Annotated in this window: 20 protein-coding genes; 11 read left to right on the forward strand and 9 right to left on the reverse strand. The window is 62.3% G+C overall.

Annotated features, from left to right (window positions below; all coding sequences use genetic code 11):
* Positions 1 to 51 precede the first annotated feature (51 nt).
* Together moaB and K3728_17280 are read right to left on the reverse strand one after the other, a co-directional pair.
* A complete protein-coding gene (moaB, locus tag K3728_17275) occupies positions 52 to 594 on the reverse strand; it encodes a molybdenum cofactor biosynthesis protein B (protein ID UWQ95406.1) in 543 nt (180 codons plus the stop codon).
* A gap of 79 nt (positions 595 to 673) precedes the next feature.
* Positions 674 to 1,468 carry a uracil-DNA glycosylase gene (locus K3728_17280; protein ID UWQ97606.1) on the reverse strand — a complete coding sequence of 265 codons (795 nt, stop codon included), beginning with the start codon at positions 1,466 to 1,468 and terminating at the stop codon, positions 674 to 676.
* A 73-nt stretch (positions 1,469 to 1,541) separates the two neighbouring features.
* Between K3728_17280 and K3728_17285 the strand changes: the two genes are divergently transcribed.
* From K3728_17285 to K3728_17320, 8 genes are all read left to right on the forward strand, one after another.
* Positions 1,542 to 1,994 carry a hypothetical protein gene (locus K3728_17285; protein UWQ95407.1) on the forward strand — a complete coding sequence of 151 codons (453 nt, stop codon included), beginning with the start codon at positions 1,542 to 1,544 and terminating at the stop codon, positions 1,992 to 1,994.
* A 116-nt stretch (positions 1,995 to 2,110) separates the two neighbouring features.
* Positions 2,111 to 2,569 (forward strand): hypothetical protein, encoded by a 459-nt coding sequence (locus K3728_17290; GenBank protein ID UWQ95408.1) that lies wholly within the window; start codon positions 2,111 to 2,113, stop codon positions 2,567 to 2,569.
* 57 nt (positions 2,570 to 2,626) lie between these two features.
* On the forward strand, positions 2,627 to 3,571 hold the full coding sequence (locus K3728_17295) for an aspartate carbamoyltransferase catalytic subunit (protein UWQ95409.1): 945 nt from the start codon (positions 2,627 to 2,629) through the stop codon (positions 3,569 to 3,571).
* The gene (locus K3728_17300; protein ID UWQ95410.1) at positions 3,568 to 4,074 is read left to right on the forward strand and encodes a hypothetical protein; all 507 of its coding nucleotides are present in this window, start codon (positions 3,568 to 3,570) and stop codon (positions 4,072 to 4,074) included. Before K3728_17295 ends, K3728_17300 begins: the two co-directional genes overlap by 4 nt.
* A gap of 58 nt (positions 4,075 to 4,132) precedes the next feature.
* Positions 4,133 to 5,401 (forward strand): dihydroorotase, encoded by a 1,269-nt coding sequence (gene pyrC / locus K3728_17305; protein UWQ95411.1) that lies wholly within the window; start codon positions 4,133 to 4,135, stop codon positions 5,399 to 5,401.
* Positions 5,401 to 6,009: a glycerol-3-phosphate 1-O-acyltransferase PlsY gene (gene plsY / locus K3728_17310; protein ID UWQ97607.1), complete on the forward strand. Its 609-nt coding sequence runs from the start codon at positions 5,401 to 5,403 to the stop codon at positions 6,007 to 6,009. The genes pyrC and plsY overlap by 1 nt, the downstream gene beginning before the upstream one ends.
* Positions 6,010 to 6,160: 151 nt before the next feature.
* Positions 6,161 to 6,526 carry a DUF805 domain-containing protein gene (locus tag K3728_17315; protein UWQ95412.1) on the forward strand — a complete coding sequence of 122 codons (366 nt, stop codon included), beginning with the start codon at positions 6,161 to 6,163 and terminating at the stop codon, positions 6,524 to 6,526.
* A gap of 161 nt (positions 6,527 to 6,687) precedes the next feature.
* On the forward strand, positions 6,688 to 7,269 hold the full coding sequence (locus K3728_17320; GenBank protein ID UWQ95413.1) for a DUF805 domain-containing protein: 582 nt from the start codon (positions 6,688 to 6,690) through the stop codon (positions 7,267 to 7,269).
* A gap of 105 nt (positions 7,270 to 7,374) precedes the next feature.
* On the opposite strand, the gene K3728_17325 is transcribed toward K3728_17320, so the two are convergent.
* The 3 genes from K3728_17325 to K3728_17335 form a co-directional block, all read right to left on the reverse strand.
* Entirely contained in the window at positions 7,375 to 8,745 is a 1,371-nt protein-coding gene (locus K3728_17325; protein ID UWQ95414.1) for a glutamate--cysteine ligase, read from the reverse strand.
* A gap of 70 nt (positions 8,746 to 8,815) precedes the next feature.
* Entirely contained in the window at positions 8,816 to 9,340 is a 525-nt protein-coding gene (locus K3728_17330) for a hypothetical protein (GenBank protein UWQ95415.1), read from the reverse strand.
* Complete coding sequence (locus K3728_17335; GenBank protein UWQ95416.1) at positions 9,337 to 10,077, reverse strand: 16S rRNA (uracil(1498)-N(3))-methyltransferase; 741 nt, start codon at positions 10,075 to 10,077, stop codon at positions 9,337 to 9,339. The genes K3728_17330 and K3728_17335 overlap by 4 nt, the downstream gene beginning before the upstream one ends.
* 12 nt (positions 10,078 to 10,089) lie before the next feature.
* Between K3728_17335 and ubiA the strand changes: the two genes are divergently transcribed.
* The 3 genes from ubiA to K3728_17350 all read left to right on the forward strand — a co-directional run bounded on the left by ubiA (position 10,090) and on the right by K3728_17350 (position 13,467).
* Positions 10,090 to 11,073, forward strand: a complete 984-nt coding sequence (gene ubiA, locus K3728_17340; GenBank protein ID UWQ95417.1) for a 4-hydroxybenzoate octaprenyltransferase — start codon at positions 10,090 to 10,092, stop codon at positions 11,071 to 11,073.
* Between the two features lie 75 nt (positions 11,074 to 11,148).
* Complete coding sequence (locus tag K3728_17345) at positions 11,149 to 13,119, forward strand: OmpA family protein (protein ID UWQ95418.1); 1,971 nt, start codon at positions 11,149 to 11,151, stop codon at positions 13,117 to 13,119.
* 18 nt (positions 13,120 to 13,137) lie between these two features.
* Positions 13,138 to 13,467 carry a hypothetical protein gene (locus K3728_17350; GenBank protein ID UWQ95419.1) on the forward strand — a complete coding sequence of 110 codons (330 nt, stop codon included), beginning with the start codon at positions 13,138 to 13,140 and terminating at the stop codon, positions 13,465 to 13,467.
* Between the two features lie 153 nt (positions 13,468 to 13,620).
* Here the strand turns inward: K3728_17350 and K3728_17355 are convergent, their stop codons facing one another.
* The 4 genes from K3728_17355 to K3728_17370 all read right to left on the reverse strand — a co-directional run bounded on the left by K3728_17355 (position 13,621) and on the right by K3728_17370 (position 15,804).
* Complete coding sequence (locus K3728_17355) at positions 13,621 to 14,067, reverse strand: molybdenum cofactor biosynthesis protein MoaE (GenBank protein UWQ95420.1); 447 nt, start codon at positions 14,065 to 14,067, stop codon at positions 13,621 to 13,623.
* Between the two features lie 3 nt (positions 14,068 to 14,070).
* On the reverse strand, positions 14,071 to 14,316 hold the full coding sequence (gene moaD / locus K3728_17360; GenBank protein ID UWQ95421.1) for a molybdopterin converting factor subunit 1: 246 nt from the start codon (positions 14,314 to 14,316) through the stop codon (positions 14,071 to 14,073).
* Complete coding sequence (gene pgsA / locus K3728_17365) at positions 14,316 to 14,993, reverse strand: CDP-diacylglycerol--glycerol-3-phosphate 3-phosphatidyltransferase (protein UWQ95422.1); 678 nt, start codon at positions 14,991 to 14,993, stop codon at positions 14,316 to 14,318. The genes moaD and pgsA overlap by 1 nt, the downstream gene beginning before the upstream one ends.
* Positions 14,994 to 15,174: 181 nt before the next feature.
* Positions 15,175 to 15,804, reverse strand: coding sequence for a hypothetical protein (locus K3728_17370; GenBank protein UWQ95423.1), 630 nt, complete (start codon positions 15,802 to 15,804; stop codon positions 15,175 to 15,177).
* Positions 15,805 to 15,867: the final 63 nt, after the last annotated feature.

The raw sequence follows: 15,867 nt of genomic DNA on the forward strand, positions 1-15,867 counted from the left end.
CCTTGAATTTAAAAAACTGTCGCAACCCACGGCGCAACCAAGAGGTCCGCATCACTTGCGCCGCTTATGTTCATCTAGTCTTGGCATAATCTCAACAAAGTTGCAGGGACGATGCCGATAGTCGAGTTGCTTCACAAGAATTTCATCCCAAGCATCCGCGCAAGCCCCCCGGCTTCCCGGCAATGCGAACAAATAGGTGCCGTTCGACACGCCGCCCGTGGCCCGCGATTGCACCGCCGATGTGCCGATTTTTGCCATGGATACATGGGTGAATACGGTGCCAAAGGCCTCGATTTCTTTCTCGTAGACGTCCCGGTGCGCCTCAACGGTCACATCGCGCCCGGTCAATCCGGTGCCGCCTGTGGTCAGGATCACGTCAATCTGTGGGTCCGCGCACCATTCGCGCAACTGCTCGGCAATTGCGGCGCGGTCATCACGCAGCATCTGGCGAGCGGCCAAGCGGTGGCCCGCCTCCGTCAGCCGTTGCGCCAGTAAATCGCCCGAAGTGTCCTCGGCCAAGGTGCGCGTATCGCTAACGGCAAGAACAGCGATACGGCAGGCGATGAAATCACGGGAAAGATCAAGGTTCGACATCAGAGATCCATGGTCAGTAAGGGGTCGGAACGGCCATCTGCGAGGAGGCCTAGAATAGGCCGAGGAGGGCAGGTTACCCTCACGCCAGCCGCGCCTTGATCGCCAGAAGATCTGCCCAAGCCTCTCGCTTGGCGGCGGGGTTGCGTAGCAAAAATCCGGGCCGATACATCGGCAGAGCTGGCGTTCCAGCCACCTCTGCCCAATTTCCGCGCATCCGCGACACACCACGCCGCCCCAACAGGCCCGCGCAGGCATCATTGCCCATCACCACAAGGACATCGGGCGCGACCAGCGCGATATGGCGCTGTATGAACGGGGCCATCATCGCCAGTTCTTCGGGCGCCGGCTCTCGATTCTGGGGCGGGCGCCACGGCAGGATGTTGGCGACGTAGACGCCCTCCGCCCCTTCTTTCGCACGGTCCAGACCGATGGCCGCGAACATCTTGTCAAACAGCGCACCCTCTGCACCGACAAAGGGTTTGCCTTGCGTATCTTCGTCACGGGTTGGGGCCTCTCCCACCACCATCACGCGGGCCGAGGGGGCGCCTTCCCCAAACACAAGGTTGCGTGCGCCGCGCCTCAACTGGCAATGCTCGAACCCGGCCATGGCCGTTTGCAACGCCTCCAAGGTGTCTGCGGCTTCCGCCATCTGCCGGGCAATGGCCACGGCATCGACCTTGGGCGCGGCCTGCCTTGCGAGCGCGGCGGGCGTCGGGGCACCGGTGGGGGCTTTGCGCCCCTCGGGCTTGGGCATGGCGACGGGGGCGGGCAGATCGAAGCGGTCAAGCGGATCGTCCAGCATCGCTTCATCCGCGCCCAGTTCCACCTGCCACTCCAACGCGGCAAGCGAATCCCAATAGCCCCAGCTGTCCATGTTATGCGCATCCAACATGATGCCTAGGCTATTCGGGATTGGCAGCGGCGGAAAGGGGGCGCATATCTTAGCCATGCGCCTATTGACCGTGACCGCCCATTACGCTGGCACCCCGGACGCCGTTTTCGCCGACGCGCTAAGCTTTGACGCTTTGCACCGCGATCTGCGGGGGTTGGTAGATTACCACGGCATGCCCCGTGGCACCGTCTTTGAGGGGCAATCCTACAGCTTCACCCCCGTCCTTTGGACCTTCCTGCGGATGCCCGAGACACGCGTGACCTGCACCCGCATTGACCCCATCGCCCGCGTTTGCGAGTTGACTACTGTTCAAGCGCCTGACGCGCCGAGCGCCCGCTACACAACCCACATCACGCCCGACAGCGGCGGGAGCCTTTGGACCGACCGGATCGAGCTTCCGGGCCCGCCGCCGGGTAGAATCATCGGGGCGCTGACCCGCCATATCCACAAGGCAAGCCATCGCCGCCGCCGGGGGCGCAATGTCTCTATCTCCGTGGAAACGCTCTGACAACGCTGCGATTCTATCGTTTTAGGTAGGCCGGATCGGCAACGCCCCGGCTCTATATGCCCCGCGCCCGCTGCGTCTTCTTGCCAGCGCCGCCACCGCTCTGCCAAGCACGGCCCATGAAAACAGCTCGCATCCTCACCGTCTCCGCCTTTTACCCGCGCGCGGCGGATCAGGTGTTTTCCGAAGCCATCAGCATTCCGGGCATGGTCGCGGCGACCCGCGGCCTTGCCACCTACCAGGGCCTGCCGGACGGCGCTTTTGAGGCGAACGAGAGCTATCAAACCTACGTCACGGTTTGGGGCTGGATGCATAACCCGCAATACAAGATCCATGTGGAGCGCCTCGACCCAGCGGAACGGATCATGCAGTCGCGCGAACAGGGTCGAGCGATCCGCCAATGGGACCACACGCTCACCGTCACGCCGACCGAGGGCGGCGCGATTTGGGCCGATCGGATCGTCGTCGATAGTGGGCTGCTGACCGGCTACATGGTGCGCGTCGGCCGCCACCTTTACAAATACCGCCACCAGATGCGGAACGCGGACAGGATTACCGCCACAATCACCCGGCCCTAATACTTGCCGCCTCGCCCATGCCCCCCCTATAAGCGGACAAACCAAAAGGGCGTGCCGATGACATTCAACAAGCAACATCTTCTGGGCATTGAAGAGCTGTCTCAGCTGGAAATCACCACATTGCTTGATCGTGCCGACCTCCATGCTGAGGCCGAGCGGGGCGCGCGCGACCATGGTGCGCCGCTCAAGGGGCTTACCCAGATCAATATGTTCTTCGAGAACTCGACCCGCACCCAAGCTAGCTTCGAGATCGCCGGAAAGCGCCTTGGGGCCGATGTAATGAACATGGCAATGCAGACCAGCAGCGTGAAGAAGGGCGAAACGCTGATCGACACCGCCCTGACCCTGAACGCCATGCACCCGGATCTTCTGGTTGTGCGCCATCCGCATTCCGGCGCGGTGAAGCTGCTGGCCGACAAGGTGAATTGTGCGGTGCTGAACGCGGGCGACGGCCGCCACGAACACCCAACGCAGGCGCTTCTGGATGCGCTGACGATCCGCCGCGCCAAGGGGCGGTTGCATCGCCTGAACATCGCCATTTGTGGCGACATCGCCCATAGCCGGGTGGCGCGGTCCAACATCATGCTTCTGGGCAAGATGGAAAACCGCATTCGCCTTATCGGCCCGCCTACTCTGATGCCTTCGGGCGTGCGTGATTGGGGGGTAGAGGTCTATGACGATATGGAAACCGGCCTTGCAGGCTGCGACGTTGTGATGATGCTTCGCCTGCAAAAAGAGCGCATGGACGGCGCGTTTATCCCGTCAGAGCGGGAATACTACCACCGCTTCGGCCTCGACGCCGCCAAGCTGAGCGTGGCCAAGGATGACGCTATCATCATGCACCCCGGCCCAATGAACCGGGGCGTCGAGATTGACGGACTTCTGGCCGATGACATCAACCGATCCGTGATTCAGGAGCAGGTCGAAATGGGGGTTGCCGTGCGTATGGCCGCAATGGAAATCCTCGCTGAAAACCTCCGCGAGCGGAGGGCGGCAGCATGAGCATGCTTCACGTTTTCGCCCTGAATGAGCCGGTCGCGGTTTCTCATACGCACCTCACACGCCAGAAGGGGGAGGTGGCCGTTCTGCCGCCCCTGGCCGACTGGCTTGGAGTCGAGGCGATCGACACCGATGAAATCGAGCTGTTTGCCATCAACGACCTAAGCGATATGGCGCTGAGCGATTATATCCGCCTTGCCTTCGCCCCCGAAGCTGCCATTCCCACAGCCACGGTGACGCGCCTTGATGCCTTGGACGGGGCCGTTTTGCTGGTGCCCGACAAGGCGCTTTCCGCTGCGGCCACGCCCGGCCCGAAAGCCAACTTGATCGCCAGCCTCGCCTTGGCGCGGGCCGATCACGGGGCGGACTTGCCAAAAGCAAAGGTCACGCCCCTGCCCACCGCCGCGCCCCCGGCCCGCCACGAGGTGGGTCCACCTCTTGCGCTTTATGCGTTGATCGGGATGGCCATTCTGGCGGCGCTCATTTTCTTTGTGGGGTGGTCTTGATGGGCGCACTTGCACACACACTGGCACACTCTCTGGCACAGCACGGCAGGCACGTTTTATGACCAATGCGCTTTTTCACAACGCCCGGTTGATTGACCCCGAGGCGGGGACAGAAACGCTCGGTTGGGTACGGATCGAAGACGGCTTGATTGCCGAGATCGGTGAAGGCACGCGCGCTGGCGGGATTGACTGCGGCGGGCTTTGCCTTGCGCCCGGGATCGTGGATGTTGGCGTGAAAGTGGGCGAACCCGGCGAGCGCCACAAAGAAAGCTTCCGCACCGCAGGACTTGCCGCCGCCGCCGGTGGCGTGACCACCATGGTGACCCGCCCCGACACGACCACCGCGATTGACACCCCCGAAGTGCTGGACTTCGTGACCCGCCGGGGCCGCGATCATTCGGCCGTGCGCGTGGCCCCCATGGCCGCGCTGACCCGAGGCCGCGAGGGTCGTGAAATGGTCGAGATCGGCTTTCTACGCGATGCCGGTGCGGTGGCCTTTACCGATGGCGATGCGGTGACCGAGAACACCAAAGTGCTCAGCCGCTGCATGACCTATGCGCGGTCCCTAGGGGCGTTGATTGTCGGGCACCCGCAGGAGCCTATGCTCAGCCACGGGGCGGCTGTGACCTCGGGCAAATTCGCCTCTCTGCGGGGGTTGCCGGCGGTGTCTCCGATGGCCGAACGCATGGGGCTGGAGCGTGACCTTGCATTGGTGGAGATGACAGGCGTGGCCTATCACGCGGATCAGATATCGACCGCCGCGGCCCTTCCCGCGCTGGCACGCGCCAAGGCCGGGCTGGACGTAACGGCGGGCGTGTCGATCCACCACCTGACGTTGAACGAATTTGACGTAGCGGACTACCGGACGTTCTTTAAGCTGAAGCCGCCTCTGCGCTCCGAGGATGATCGCCAAGCGATGGTGGAGGCCGTGCGCGACGGCACGATTGATATCATCTGCTCCATGCACACGCCTCAGGACGAAGAAAGCAAGCGCCTGCCGTTTGAAGTCGCGGCCTCGGGCGCGGTGGGGTTGGAAACTCTTTTGCCCGCCGCCATGCGGCTGGTGCATTCAGGGCAATTGACCCTGCCAGAGCTGTTCCGCGCCTTGTCCTTCAACCCCGCGCGGCGGTTTGGGCAACCCACAGGCCGGATGGCGGTGGGCGCGCCTGCGGATTTGATCTTGTTCGATCCCGACATGCCATTCCAACTGGACCGGACGACGTTGCAATCGAAATCCAAGAATACGCCGTTTGATGCGGCGCGGATGCAGGGCCGGGTGCTGCGCACCCTTGTGGGCGGCGAAACCGTGTTTGAGGCAAGCAAATGATCCCGATGATCGAAACCGCATTGCCCCTCCTCGGGCTTACAGCCCTCCTCGCATATTTATTGGGGTCGGTACCGTTTGGCATTGTGATGGCGCGGCTTTTTGGATTGGGGGATTTGCGCAGTGTCGGTTCGGGCAATATCGGGGCGACGAACGTTCTGCGCACCGGTAACAAGCCCGCCGCCTTCCTGACTTTGGTTCTGGATGCCGGAAAGGGGGCGATTGCGGTTTTGGTGGCGCGGTTCTTGGTCGGGGAAGATGCGGCGCAACTCGCTGGTTTCGCCGCATTTTTGGGCCATTGCTTCCCAGTTTTCCTGGGCTTCAGGGGCGGCAAAGGGGTGGCGACGTTTTTGGGCACGTTGCTGGCCCTGGCCTGGCCCATCGGGGTCGCCGCCTGTGCCACTTGGGCGGTGACCGCTGGTTTGTTCCGCATCTCGTCGCTCGCGGCGCTGGTGGCGGCGGCGCTAAGCCCGTTGGCGGCTTGGGCATTAGGTTTCCCAACGGCGACTTTGTTCTGCCTTGCGTTGGCTGTACTGATCTTCATTCGGCACCACGCCAACATCATCCGCCTTGTGAACGGGCAAGAGCCACGTATTGGCAAGAAAACCTGAGACTTACGGGTTTCCTTACCGTTAGGTAAATTTCGTTGATTTTGTGGGCCCCTCACGCGATTGTGTGCTGGAACGAGGGCCACAATGCGCCTTTGCGTCCCAAACGCGCCTTCGTCACAAAGATAAGTTCGGACCCTGAAAGGACACCCCTATGGATTTCATGACTGCTGTTAAGCACGTCCTCGCTAACTACGCCAACTTCTCGGGCCGCGCGCGGCGCTCCGAGTTCTGGTGGTGGGCATTGTTTGCCATGATCGTCAGCGTTGTGGCGCAGATCGTGGACGGCGCAATTGGCATGCCTATCCTCTACATCATCACAACCCTTGGCCTGCTGATCCCCAACATCGCCGTCGCTGTGCGCCGGATGCACGACATCGGCAAATCCGGCTGGTGGATCCTGATCGTGCTGATCCCGCTCGTCGGCATCATCCTCTATATCTACTGGTTCGTTCAGCGTGGCACGGTGGGCCCGAACGACTACGGTCAAGACCCCTACGACACACCTGCGGCCGTGTAGTCCACAGCCCTTCTATCCAATACAAACGGCCCGTCCTTCCCGGCGGGCCGTTTTGCGTTTGCGGCCATGCCCCAAAGATTGTCCCGCGTTTGCCGCATCCTTGGCACATTTCGCCGCCATGACATGGCCCAAAGTCAGATTAGTACCAAGGGACGATGGGTATGGGTTTCGCAAAGGCAGTCATTCATTGCTACGGCAACATGTTGCACTTCTCTGGACGCGCGCGGCGGTCAGAGTTCTGGTGGTTCATGCTGTGGACAATCATCGCAGGCATGGCCGCAGGTGCCGCGCTTGGATTTTACGCGATCAACAACCCGGAACTGGCTAACCAGATGCAACAGGCCCAACGTTACGGGTCGGCGAACCCGGCGATTGTCGAGCAGTACCGCTACTATGCGGGCTATTATGCGGCTGCGAACCTGCTTTTCTTTTGGCTTCCGGGCCTAGCCGTAACGATCCGCAGGCTGCACGACACGGATCGGTCTGGCGCATGGTATTTCATCCAGCTTATTCCAATTATTGGCGCGATTTGGTTCTTTGTTCTGATGTGCCTGCCCGGCACCTACGGGAACAACCGCTTTGGTGGCGATAGCGCCCCTGATCGCAAACGTCCGGTCCCGTCCCATCCGGCGTTTGCAGGCGCGTTAGAGGGGGAAGCGCGGGTGCAAGCCGAGGTGGCCCGCCGCGCGGAAGCTCAGGACTATTACCGACGCCATGTTCTTCCCTCAATCCAAAAGGCGTGAGCGTTGGGCTGAGGTATCTCGCCCCCTCAGCGGTATGATGAGGGGGAGGTTGGGGACCCTCCGGGGGGAGTTGTACCCGCCAAGATGAATGGAGGAGCGGCGCGTTTAGTAGGAGTACTCGCCATAGATGCGGGTAAGATCGCCTGCCCATTCGCCTTTGTATTTCTCGAGCAATTCATCGGCTGGAACTTGGCCGGTTTCCACCGAGTCCTTGAGCGCATTGAGGAAGTGCGTTTCATCGGGGACGAGGCCACCGGCACCGGGCATGGCGCGGGCTTTGAGGCCGGCTTCTGAGATGGACAGGGCTTCTCGGGCGAGGTCATGCAGTTTGTAGCCCCCCGCGAAGCCTTGAAGGCCGCCTACAGAGGCTTGGATACGCATCTCATCACGGGTTTCGGCATCGAAGCCTTTACAGAGGTCCCAAGCGGCATCGAGCGCCGTTTGATCGTACATCAGGCCCACCCAGAAGGCGGGCAGCGCGCAGAGCCTGCGCCAAGGGCCGCCATCGGCGCCGCGCATTTCGATGAACTTCTTCAGGCGCGCTTCGGGGAACAATGTTGTCAGGTGGTCGGCCCAATCGCTGAGGGTGGGTTTTTCGCCCGGTAGCGCGGGGAGTTCGCCTTTGAGGAAATCCCGGAAGGATTGTCCGAGGGCATCCACGTATTGGCCATCGCGGTAGACGAAATACATCGGCACATCGAGGGCGTATTCCACCCAAGCCTCGAACCCGAAGCCCTCATCAAAGATGAAGGGCACGGTGCCGGTCCGGTCGGCATCGAGGTCACGCCATACGCGAGAGCGCCAGGATTTGTGGCCGTTGGGGTTGCCATCGAGGAAGGGCGAGTTGGCAAAAAGCGCCGTTGCAATGGGCTGCAAGGCCACAGCCACGCGCATTTTCTGGATCATGTCGGCCTCGGACCCGAAGTCGAGGTTCACTTGGACGGTGCAGGTACGGCGCATCATGGTACGGCCCATGGTGCCGACTTTCTGCATGTAGCCGTCCATCAGCTTGTAGCGGCCCTTGGGCATCAGGGGCATATCTTCGTGTCGCCAGATCGGGGCCGCCCCCAGCCCGATGAAATCGACGCCGATGATATCGGCCACTTCACGCACTTGGCGCAGGTGGTCGTTCACCTCGTCACAGGTTTGGTGGACATTTTCGAGCGGCGCCCCGGAAAGCTCCAACTGGCCTCCGGGCTCCAGGGAGATATTCGCGCCGTCTTTTTCCAGCCCGATGATGTTGCCACCCTCGACCACCGGGGACCAGTTGAAGCGGTCCCGCAGCCCTTCCAGCACCGCTTTCACCGACCGCTCGCCATCGTAGGGAATCGGCACCTGGGTATCACGGCAGTAGCCAAACTTCTCATGCTCGGTCCCGATGCGCCAATCGGCTTTGGGCTTGCAGCCGTCGGCCAGATATTCAGCCAGCTGGCTGTAATGCTCGATGGGGCCGCCGCCGGATTGGGGGATGGACATGGGACGTGTCTCCTGAAGGTGTCACCGCTGAAGGGGCGCTCGATTGGGCTAAAGGCGTCGCCCGTTGCGTCTACGGTGTCAAGGCCAGCGGGCGGTCACGGACCCACAACCTTTGCGACCCATATGTGCGATTTTGCACCGAGGCGATCAGTCTGTCGATATTGAGGCCGGGCAGCGCCGCGAAGGCATCAAACAGCGCGTCCGCCCCCGAGGCATCCACCGGGATCACAAGAAGTTGCGACGCATCGGCCAGCACCCAGGCGCTTTTGCCATCCCGGTCGCGGCGCAGGGACAGGATGCTAAGATCATCCAACGCCATGGCGCCACCCGTTTCCGGCCCCATGAACAGAATGCGTCCTTCGTCGATTTGCACCACCCCCGGCCCATTGCCGCCGGTGATGAACCGCGCACGGCGCACGGCGGGCACCATGGCCACAGCGCCAAGGCCGATCAGGACGTAGCCGAAGCCTGTGACGATCATGCCACCGGGTTTGGCCGCGATCCAGAGGCCAAGCGCGATGATGGTCGCGGCCACGAGCACCTCGCGCCAACGGGCGACGGCGGCGATGGCTTCGGGGCGGAAAAAGCCGCTCACCCCCAATCCCCTTGCGCTTTCTGCCACAGGGTTAAAGCGGCCACGGCGGCGGTGTCAGCCCGCAAAATGCGCGGCCCCAAGGACATGGTGTGCACAAATGGCAGCGCCCGCAGGCGGTCCCGCTCGGCATCGGAGAATCCGCCCTCGGGCCCAATCAAGATCGCCGCAGGCGCAGGAGCCGCTGCGAGGAGGCCCCGTTCTGGGGCCGAGGAGGGGTCGGCCAACGCCTCATCGGCAAAGAAAATCGTCCGCGAAGCGTCCCAGCCCTCCAGCACTTTTTGCAACGGTTGGATCTCTTCCACCGGTGGTACAAACGTCCCGCCGCATTGCTCGGCTGCTTCCATCGCGTGGGCTTGCAACTTGTCCTGTCTCAGCCTCTCGGAATTGGTGAAATCCGTGCGCACGGGCAGGATACGCGCCGCGCCCAGTTCCGCGGCTTTTTCCACGATGAAATCCGTGCGCGCCTTCTTGATCGGCGCAAACAGCAACCAGACATCGGGCGGCATCATCTGTGGCGCGGTCTTCTCGTCACAGACCAACACGCCGCCGCGCTTGCCCTTGGCCGCCACCTCGGCCCGCCATTCCCCGTCCTGGCCGTTGAACAGCGCAACTTCTGCGCCGACGCCAAGGCGCATCACGTTGAACAGATAGTTGGCATGGTCCCGCGACACGGGAACGCTTTGCGCCTCCCCCAAGGGGTGATCTACATAGAGGCGGATTTTCGGACGGTTTTTCATGGGGTGGAACGTATGAGCGCGCAGGGCGATGGACAAGACACTCCGGCAGATGCAGACGTAAAAGTCGCCGACGCCGTATCGGGTAATTGGGTTGATACCCTCGCCCCCGCAGCAACCCGCCCCTACCTGCGCCTGAGCCGGGCGGATCGTCCCATTGGCACTTGGCTGTTGCTGTTGCCTTGCTGGTGGGGGCTGATGTTGGCCATCGCGGCGGCTCCTGCTACGGCCACGAGCTTTGACGCTTGGATTTTCATCGGTTGCGGGCTTGGCGCGTTTCTGATGCGCGGCGCGGGCTGCACGTGGAACGACATCACCGACCGCCACCTTGATGGCTCGGTCGCGCGGACGGCGTCTCGGCCCATCCCCTCCGGGCAGGTCTCGGTAAAAGGGGCGGTCGCTTGGATGGTGGCCCAAGCTCTTGTGTCCCTGCTGATCCTTCTGACGTTCAACTGGACCGCCATCGCCCTTGGCGTGGCCTCTTGCGCTTTGGTCTGCATCTACCCCTTCGCCAAACGGTTCACTTGGTGGCCGCAAGTATTCCTTGGCACCGCCTTTAACTGGGGCGCTTTGCTGGCTTGGGCCGCCCACACCGGAAGCCTGTCCACCGCGCCGATCCTACTCTACCTCGGGGGCATCTGCTGGACGCTGTTCTACGATACGATCTACGCCCACCAAGACCGTGAAGACGACGCCATGATTGGCATCAAATCCACCGCCCGACTATTTGGCGACAATACCCAGACCTGGCTGCGCTTCTTCCTTGTTCTTACGGTCTGCCTTATCGGCCTGGGCGTGATCGTGGCGCTGCTGCCGTCGCAAAATGTCTTGGCCCTTGTCATTGCCCTTGCAGGTGTTTGGGCCATGGGCTGGCACCTGTCTTGGCAATTGATCCATCTGAACATCAACGACGCCGAGACCTGCTTGCGCCTGTTCCGTTCCAACCGGAATGCCGGCCTGATCCCTGTGCTGTTTTTCGCCTGTGCCGCACTCGTTTGATTGAAAGCCCTCGCAGGACGCGGTACTGCGATACAACATTTAGGCCCCGAGCAGGGATTTCGCGTAGCTTCGCCCATGTCAAACAAAGACCGCATATCCGCACTGGTCGGCCCCGCTTCCTTTGCAGCTGCGGGCGGCCTATCCGTTGTCACCGCGATTTTCGCGGCCCTTACGATCGAACATCGCTCCACCGAGGACATCATCACCTCGCTGGAGGCCGATGGCATACAATGGGTCGAAGTTTCGGCCAATGGCCTGCAAGTCTTCCTTGATGGCACCGCCCCGGACGAGGCCACGCGCTTCCGCGCCGAAACCCGCGCAAGCGCCATCGTCGATGCGGACCGGGTGATTAACCGCCTAGAGGTCGCCGCCTTCGAAGTGTCCGAGCCGCCGCGCTTTTCCCTCGACATGCTGCGCAATGGCGATGGCATCCAGTTGATCGGCCTGATCCCGGGCCCCGAAGGCGATGAAGCATTTGCCGTCGCCGAAGCGATTGCCGACATCGCGGGCTCCGCCGATGTGGTGAACATGGTCGAAACCGCCAGCCTTGCCGCGCCCGAGAATTGGGACGCCGCCCTCGCCTATGGCCTCCGCGCGCTAGAGGCGCTGCCGCGCTCCAAAGTGACGGTGCTTGCCGACCGGGTGGAGGTCGAGGCCGTGGCCGAAACCCGGGAACAGCGGGCCGAATTCATCGCCCGCCTGCAACAGAACCAACCCTCCGGCGTCGAGGTCGTTCTCGATATTTCGGCCCCGCGCCCGGTCATCACCCCCTTCACCCTGCGCTTCGTGCGCGATGCCGGGGGGGCGCGCTTTGAAACCTGTACCGCCGACACCCCCGAGGCCCGCGATCAGATCGTTTCTGCCGGACGCACCGCCGGGGCCACAGGCACCGTGCCCTGCACCATCGGCCTTGGCGTGCCCTCCCCCTCTTGGGGCGATGCCGTCGCCATCTCCTTGGCGGCACTGACGGAACTGGGCAACGGCTCTGTCACCCTTTCCGACGCAGACGTAACCCTGATCGCCGCCCAAGGCACGGCTCAGGACCACTTCGACACCGTCGTGGGCGAGCTGGACGCAGACCTGCCTGCAGTTTTCTCCCTGCAAGCGATCCTGCCCGAGCCTGAAACACTAGCCAGCACCGGTCCCGCCCGTTTCACCGCCACCTATGATGCGGAACAAGGCGCGCGCCTTCGCGGCCGCTTGCCCGATGGCCGCATTGGCGAATCCGTTGAATCCTTCGCCACGGCCATTTTCGGCGCGGACCGGACGGATCTCGCCACCCGTGGCGTGCCTGACCTGCCGCAAGGCTGGTCCGTTCGGGTCATGGCGGGCCTCACTGCCCTATCGGAACTCGAAGACGGCATGCTCACGGTCGAGCCAGACAACCTGCGCCTGTCTGGCCGCACCGGCGATGACGAAATGATCTCCCGCCTCACCCGGCAACTCTCCGAGGACCTCGGGCCCGGCGTGAACTTCCAGATGGACGTCCGCTACGACGAGACCTTGGACCCCATCGCCTCTCAGCCCACGCCCGAGCAATGCGAGGCCCGCATTCGCGAAATCCAGGACGAAACCAAAATCACTTTCGACCCCGGCTCCACCGAGATCAACCGTGCCGCCGGTGAAGTTCTGGACCAGATCGCCGAAGTGCTGCCCGATTGCCTCCACGTGAGCATGGAAATCGGCGGCCATACCGATGCGCAGGGCGGCGAGGATATGAACCTAAACCTCAGCCAAGCCCGTGCCGATGCGGTGCTCAACGGCCTCTTGGCTCGGGGCGTTCTGGTGACCAACCTAACGGCCCAAGGCTACGGCGAAAGCCAACCCATCGCCGATAACGAAACCGAAGACGGGCGCGAACAAAACCGCCGTATCGACTTCCGCCTCTTGGCCACCGCCGAAGTCGCCGATGCCGCTGCTGACGCCGATGACCAACCCCGTACCCGTGGCGGTGTTCTGGCCGCTGGCGCCATTGCCGACTGGCCGTTCGATATCCGCCCCCTGCCGCGCCCCATCGCCCCCCCCGAGGCCTCCGATGCAAACTAGACAGAAAGCCAAGACCCCATGAACCGCTTGGAATTCATCATCACGATTGCGATCATCTTGTTCGTGGCCTTCGCCCTTGGCTGGTTAGCCCATTGGCTCGTAACCCGGTTCAACCAGGTGTCCTCTGCGGATCTGGGCGAAATGGAAAACCTTGCCCGTGCGCTGCATGATGCGGAAGAAACCCGTGACCAAGCCATCGCCTACCTGCAACAGCGCGAAGGCGAACTGACCAACCAACTCAGCCAGACCGAGGCCGAACTTCGCGCCGCCATGGAAGGCCTGCGCGAGGCCCGGACAGAGTCCGAGGAACTTCGCAACTACGTGGAATCCATCAACCAAGGCACGTAACCGCCGCCCCAAACGCGGCATCGCGCCTTCATCTTGGCCCTACAACTCCCGCCGGAGGCTCCCGCCCCCTCAGCGCGCCCGACGCCCCGCGTGCCAAAGCGCCCGCCGGCAGCCTGTCCCCCGAAGCGGCTCGGCAGCCACCCCGTCACCGGCCTACCATCGCCCCAGCGCGGCCTCATCATCATCTTTCGCGACAACCCAATCGGCCCCCCGCTCGGTGACTTCCCGCTTCCAGAACGGCGCTCGGGACTTCAGGTAATCCATCAGGAACTCCGCACCTTGGAAGGCCCCTGCCCGGTGGCGGGCCGCCGTGGCCACCATCATGATGACCTCTCCGGGGGCCAAACGCCCAAACCGGTGGATCACCAAGGCGCCTTGCAACTCGAACCTTGCGACCGCGTCCTCTCGGATCTCGGCCAGCGCGGCCTCCGTCATGCCGGGGTAATGCTCAATCTCCATCGCGACCATGTCGCCCTCGGATACATCTCTGGTGATGCCGGTAAAGCTCACCACAGCGCCCGCGCCTGCCATGGCCCCGGTGAAGGCGTTCAGCTCCGCGCCGCTGTCAAACGCCGCTTCCTGCACCCGCACAAAATCCATCTCTCAGCCCCCTGTCATGGGGGGGAACAACGCCACTTCCCGCGCGCCCTCCAAGGGCGCATCAAAGCTGACCAATTTCTGGTCCACCGCCGCGCGTACCGATTTCAGGTCGGACAACGCAAACGCATGGGCTTCCGAGCGGTCTTTGAGTTCCTCAATCAACTCAGCCACGGTGCGCGCTTGGGTCTCGACGACCTCGTGACCCGTGCCGATCCGCTCCCTGAGCCAGGCAAAATACCGCAGGTCCATCAGGCGTCTTCCTGCAAGAACGGACGCGCCTTCAGGTAGTAGTCTACCCCGGTGATCGCGGTCAGAAGCGCCGCCAACCAAAGCAAGACCTTGCCCACAAGGCCGCTCCAGAAGAAACCAAACTCGATCCAGACCAGACCAAATTCATCGGCAGTAACTCCGGCCAGAATGCTCTCGATCATCGTGGCATCCATCCCAATGGTCAGCGCCCAGAAATAGTGGGTGAATAGCCCCCAACAGAACAGCAAACCGATGGCGACCATCTGCAACGTGGTCTTCCACTTCGCCAGCTTCGTCACCTTCAGCGTGCCCGCATGGGCACCCAAAAACTCTCTCAATCCTGAAACGAAAATCTCTCGGAACAAGATGACAATCACGGGCACAAGGATCAGCGCCGACCATCCGTGATCGAGGCTCATAATAACCAGCAAAACCGCCAGCGCGATCACCACCATCGCCTTGTCGGCAATCGGGTCCAACATCGCGCCAAAGCGGCTTTCCTGCCCCCATTTCCGCGCCAAAAGGCCGTCGAGATAATCGGTCATCGACGCCCCCATAAACAGGAACAACGCTACCCAATCCGCAAACGGGCGCGGCAGAAGGAGGAAGACGAACCCCACCATCGGCGCCGCGATCAGGCGCACAAGGGTCAGGATGTTGGGCACGTTCCACTGCATAAGATGTACCTAGCGCTCTTGCGCGGCACTTGCCAGAGGGCACGGAAGGCCGATGGCGCACGCGCGGGGATGCGCAAGCTTGAGAACCCAACCTAACATATTGAACAAAAACGATTAACGGAGTTTCGCTAACCTGATGTTAACCAGTGGATCACCGCCAAATTGAACGATGTGCGGGCGTTCAATTGTCGGCGCGCAAGTCCAGCGTTGCATCCACGCTAGCGCCAGACGGGACCGTGACAACGACGTTTTGGTCAAAGGCGTCATTCACGGCAGAGAAGGTCCAGTCGCCCGGCGGCAACAGAAACACCATCTCGCCACCCTCCGGCGCACCCTGGCTTTGGATGTCCAAAGTTCCCGATGCCAGATCAGAGGTCGCTTGCACGAAGAACTCGGGCGCGGCGTCGGTCTGCACCGACAACCTCACCAGCCCATCGGTTGACGGGAAGGTGATGTTGCGCGTCTCGGCCCCGCCACCGGTGGTGGCGATCATGCCCAGATCGGTGGCCCCTACCCGCGCCGCGAACCCGGCCTGAACCCCGCCATCGACGCGGAACACGTTGGACTGACCCTCGACGTTGAAAATCGGGCCGTAACGCTCATAGCCGCCATCTTCACCGACTTCCAAAGGGATATAGGTCTCGAACGCGTCGATCTGGGCGAGGTCTGTGATCACCTCGCCGCTGGGGTGCAGCATGACCTCCACCGTGACTTCGGTGCTTGAGGTGTTTGTGTTGAGTATGTTCCACCCGATGCCGCCGAGGATGAGGGCCATGGGAATGAGGAAGGAGGGTTTGCGAAAGTCGATCATGGGAAGCTCCGAAGGGGGATCGGGCCGAGTGTATCTGAGGGAACGGCCTTGGGAAGTGGCGGA

Source organism: Rhodobacteraceae bacterium M385 (assembly GCA_025141835.1).
Classification (GTDB): domain Bacteria; phylum Pseudomonadota; class Alphaproteobacteria; order Rhodobacterales; family Rhodobacteraceae; genus Gymnodinialimonas.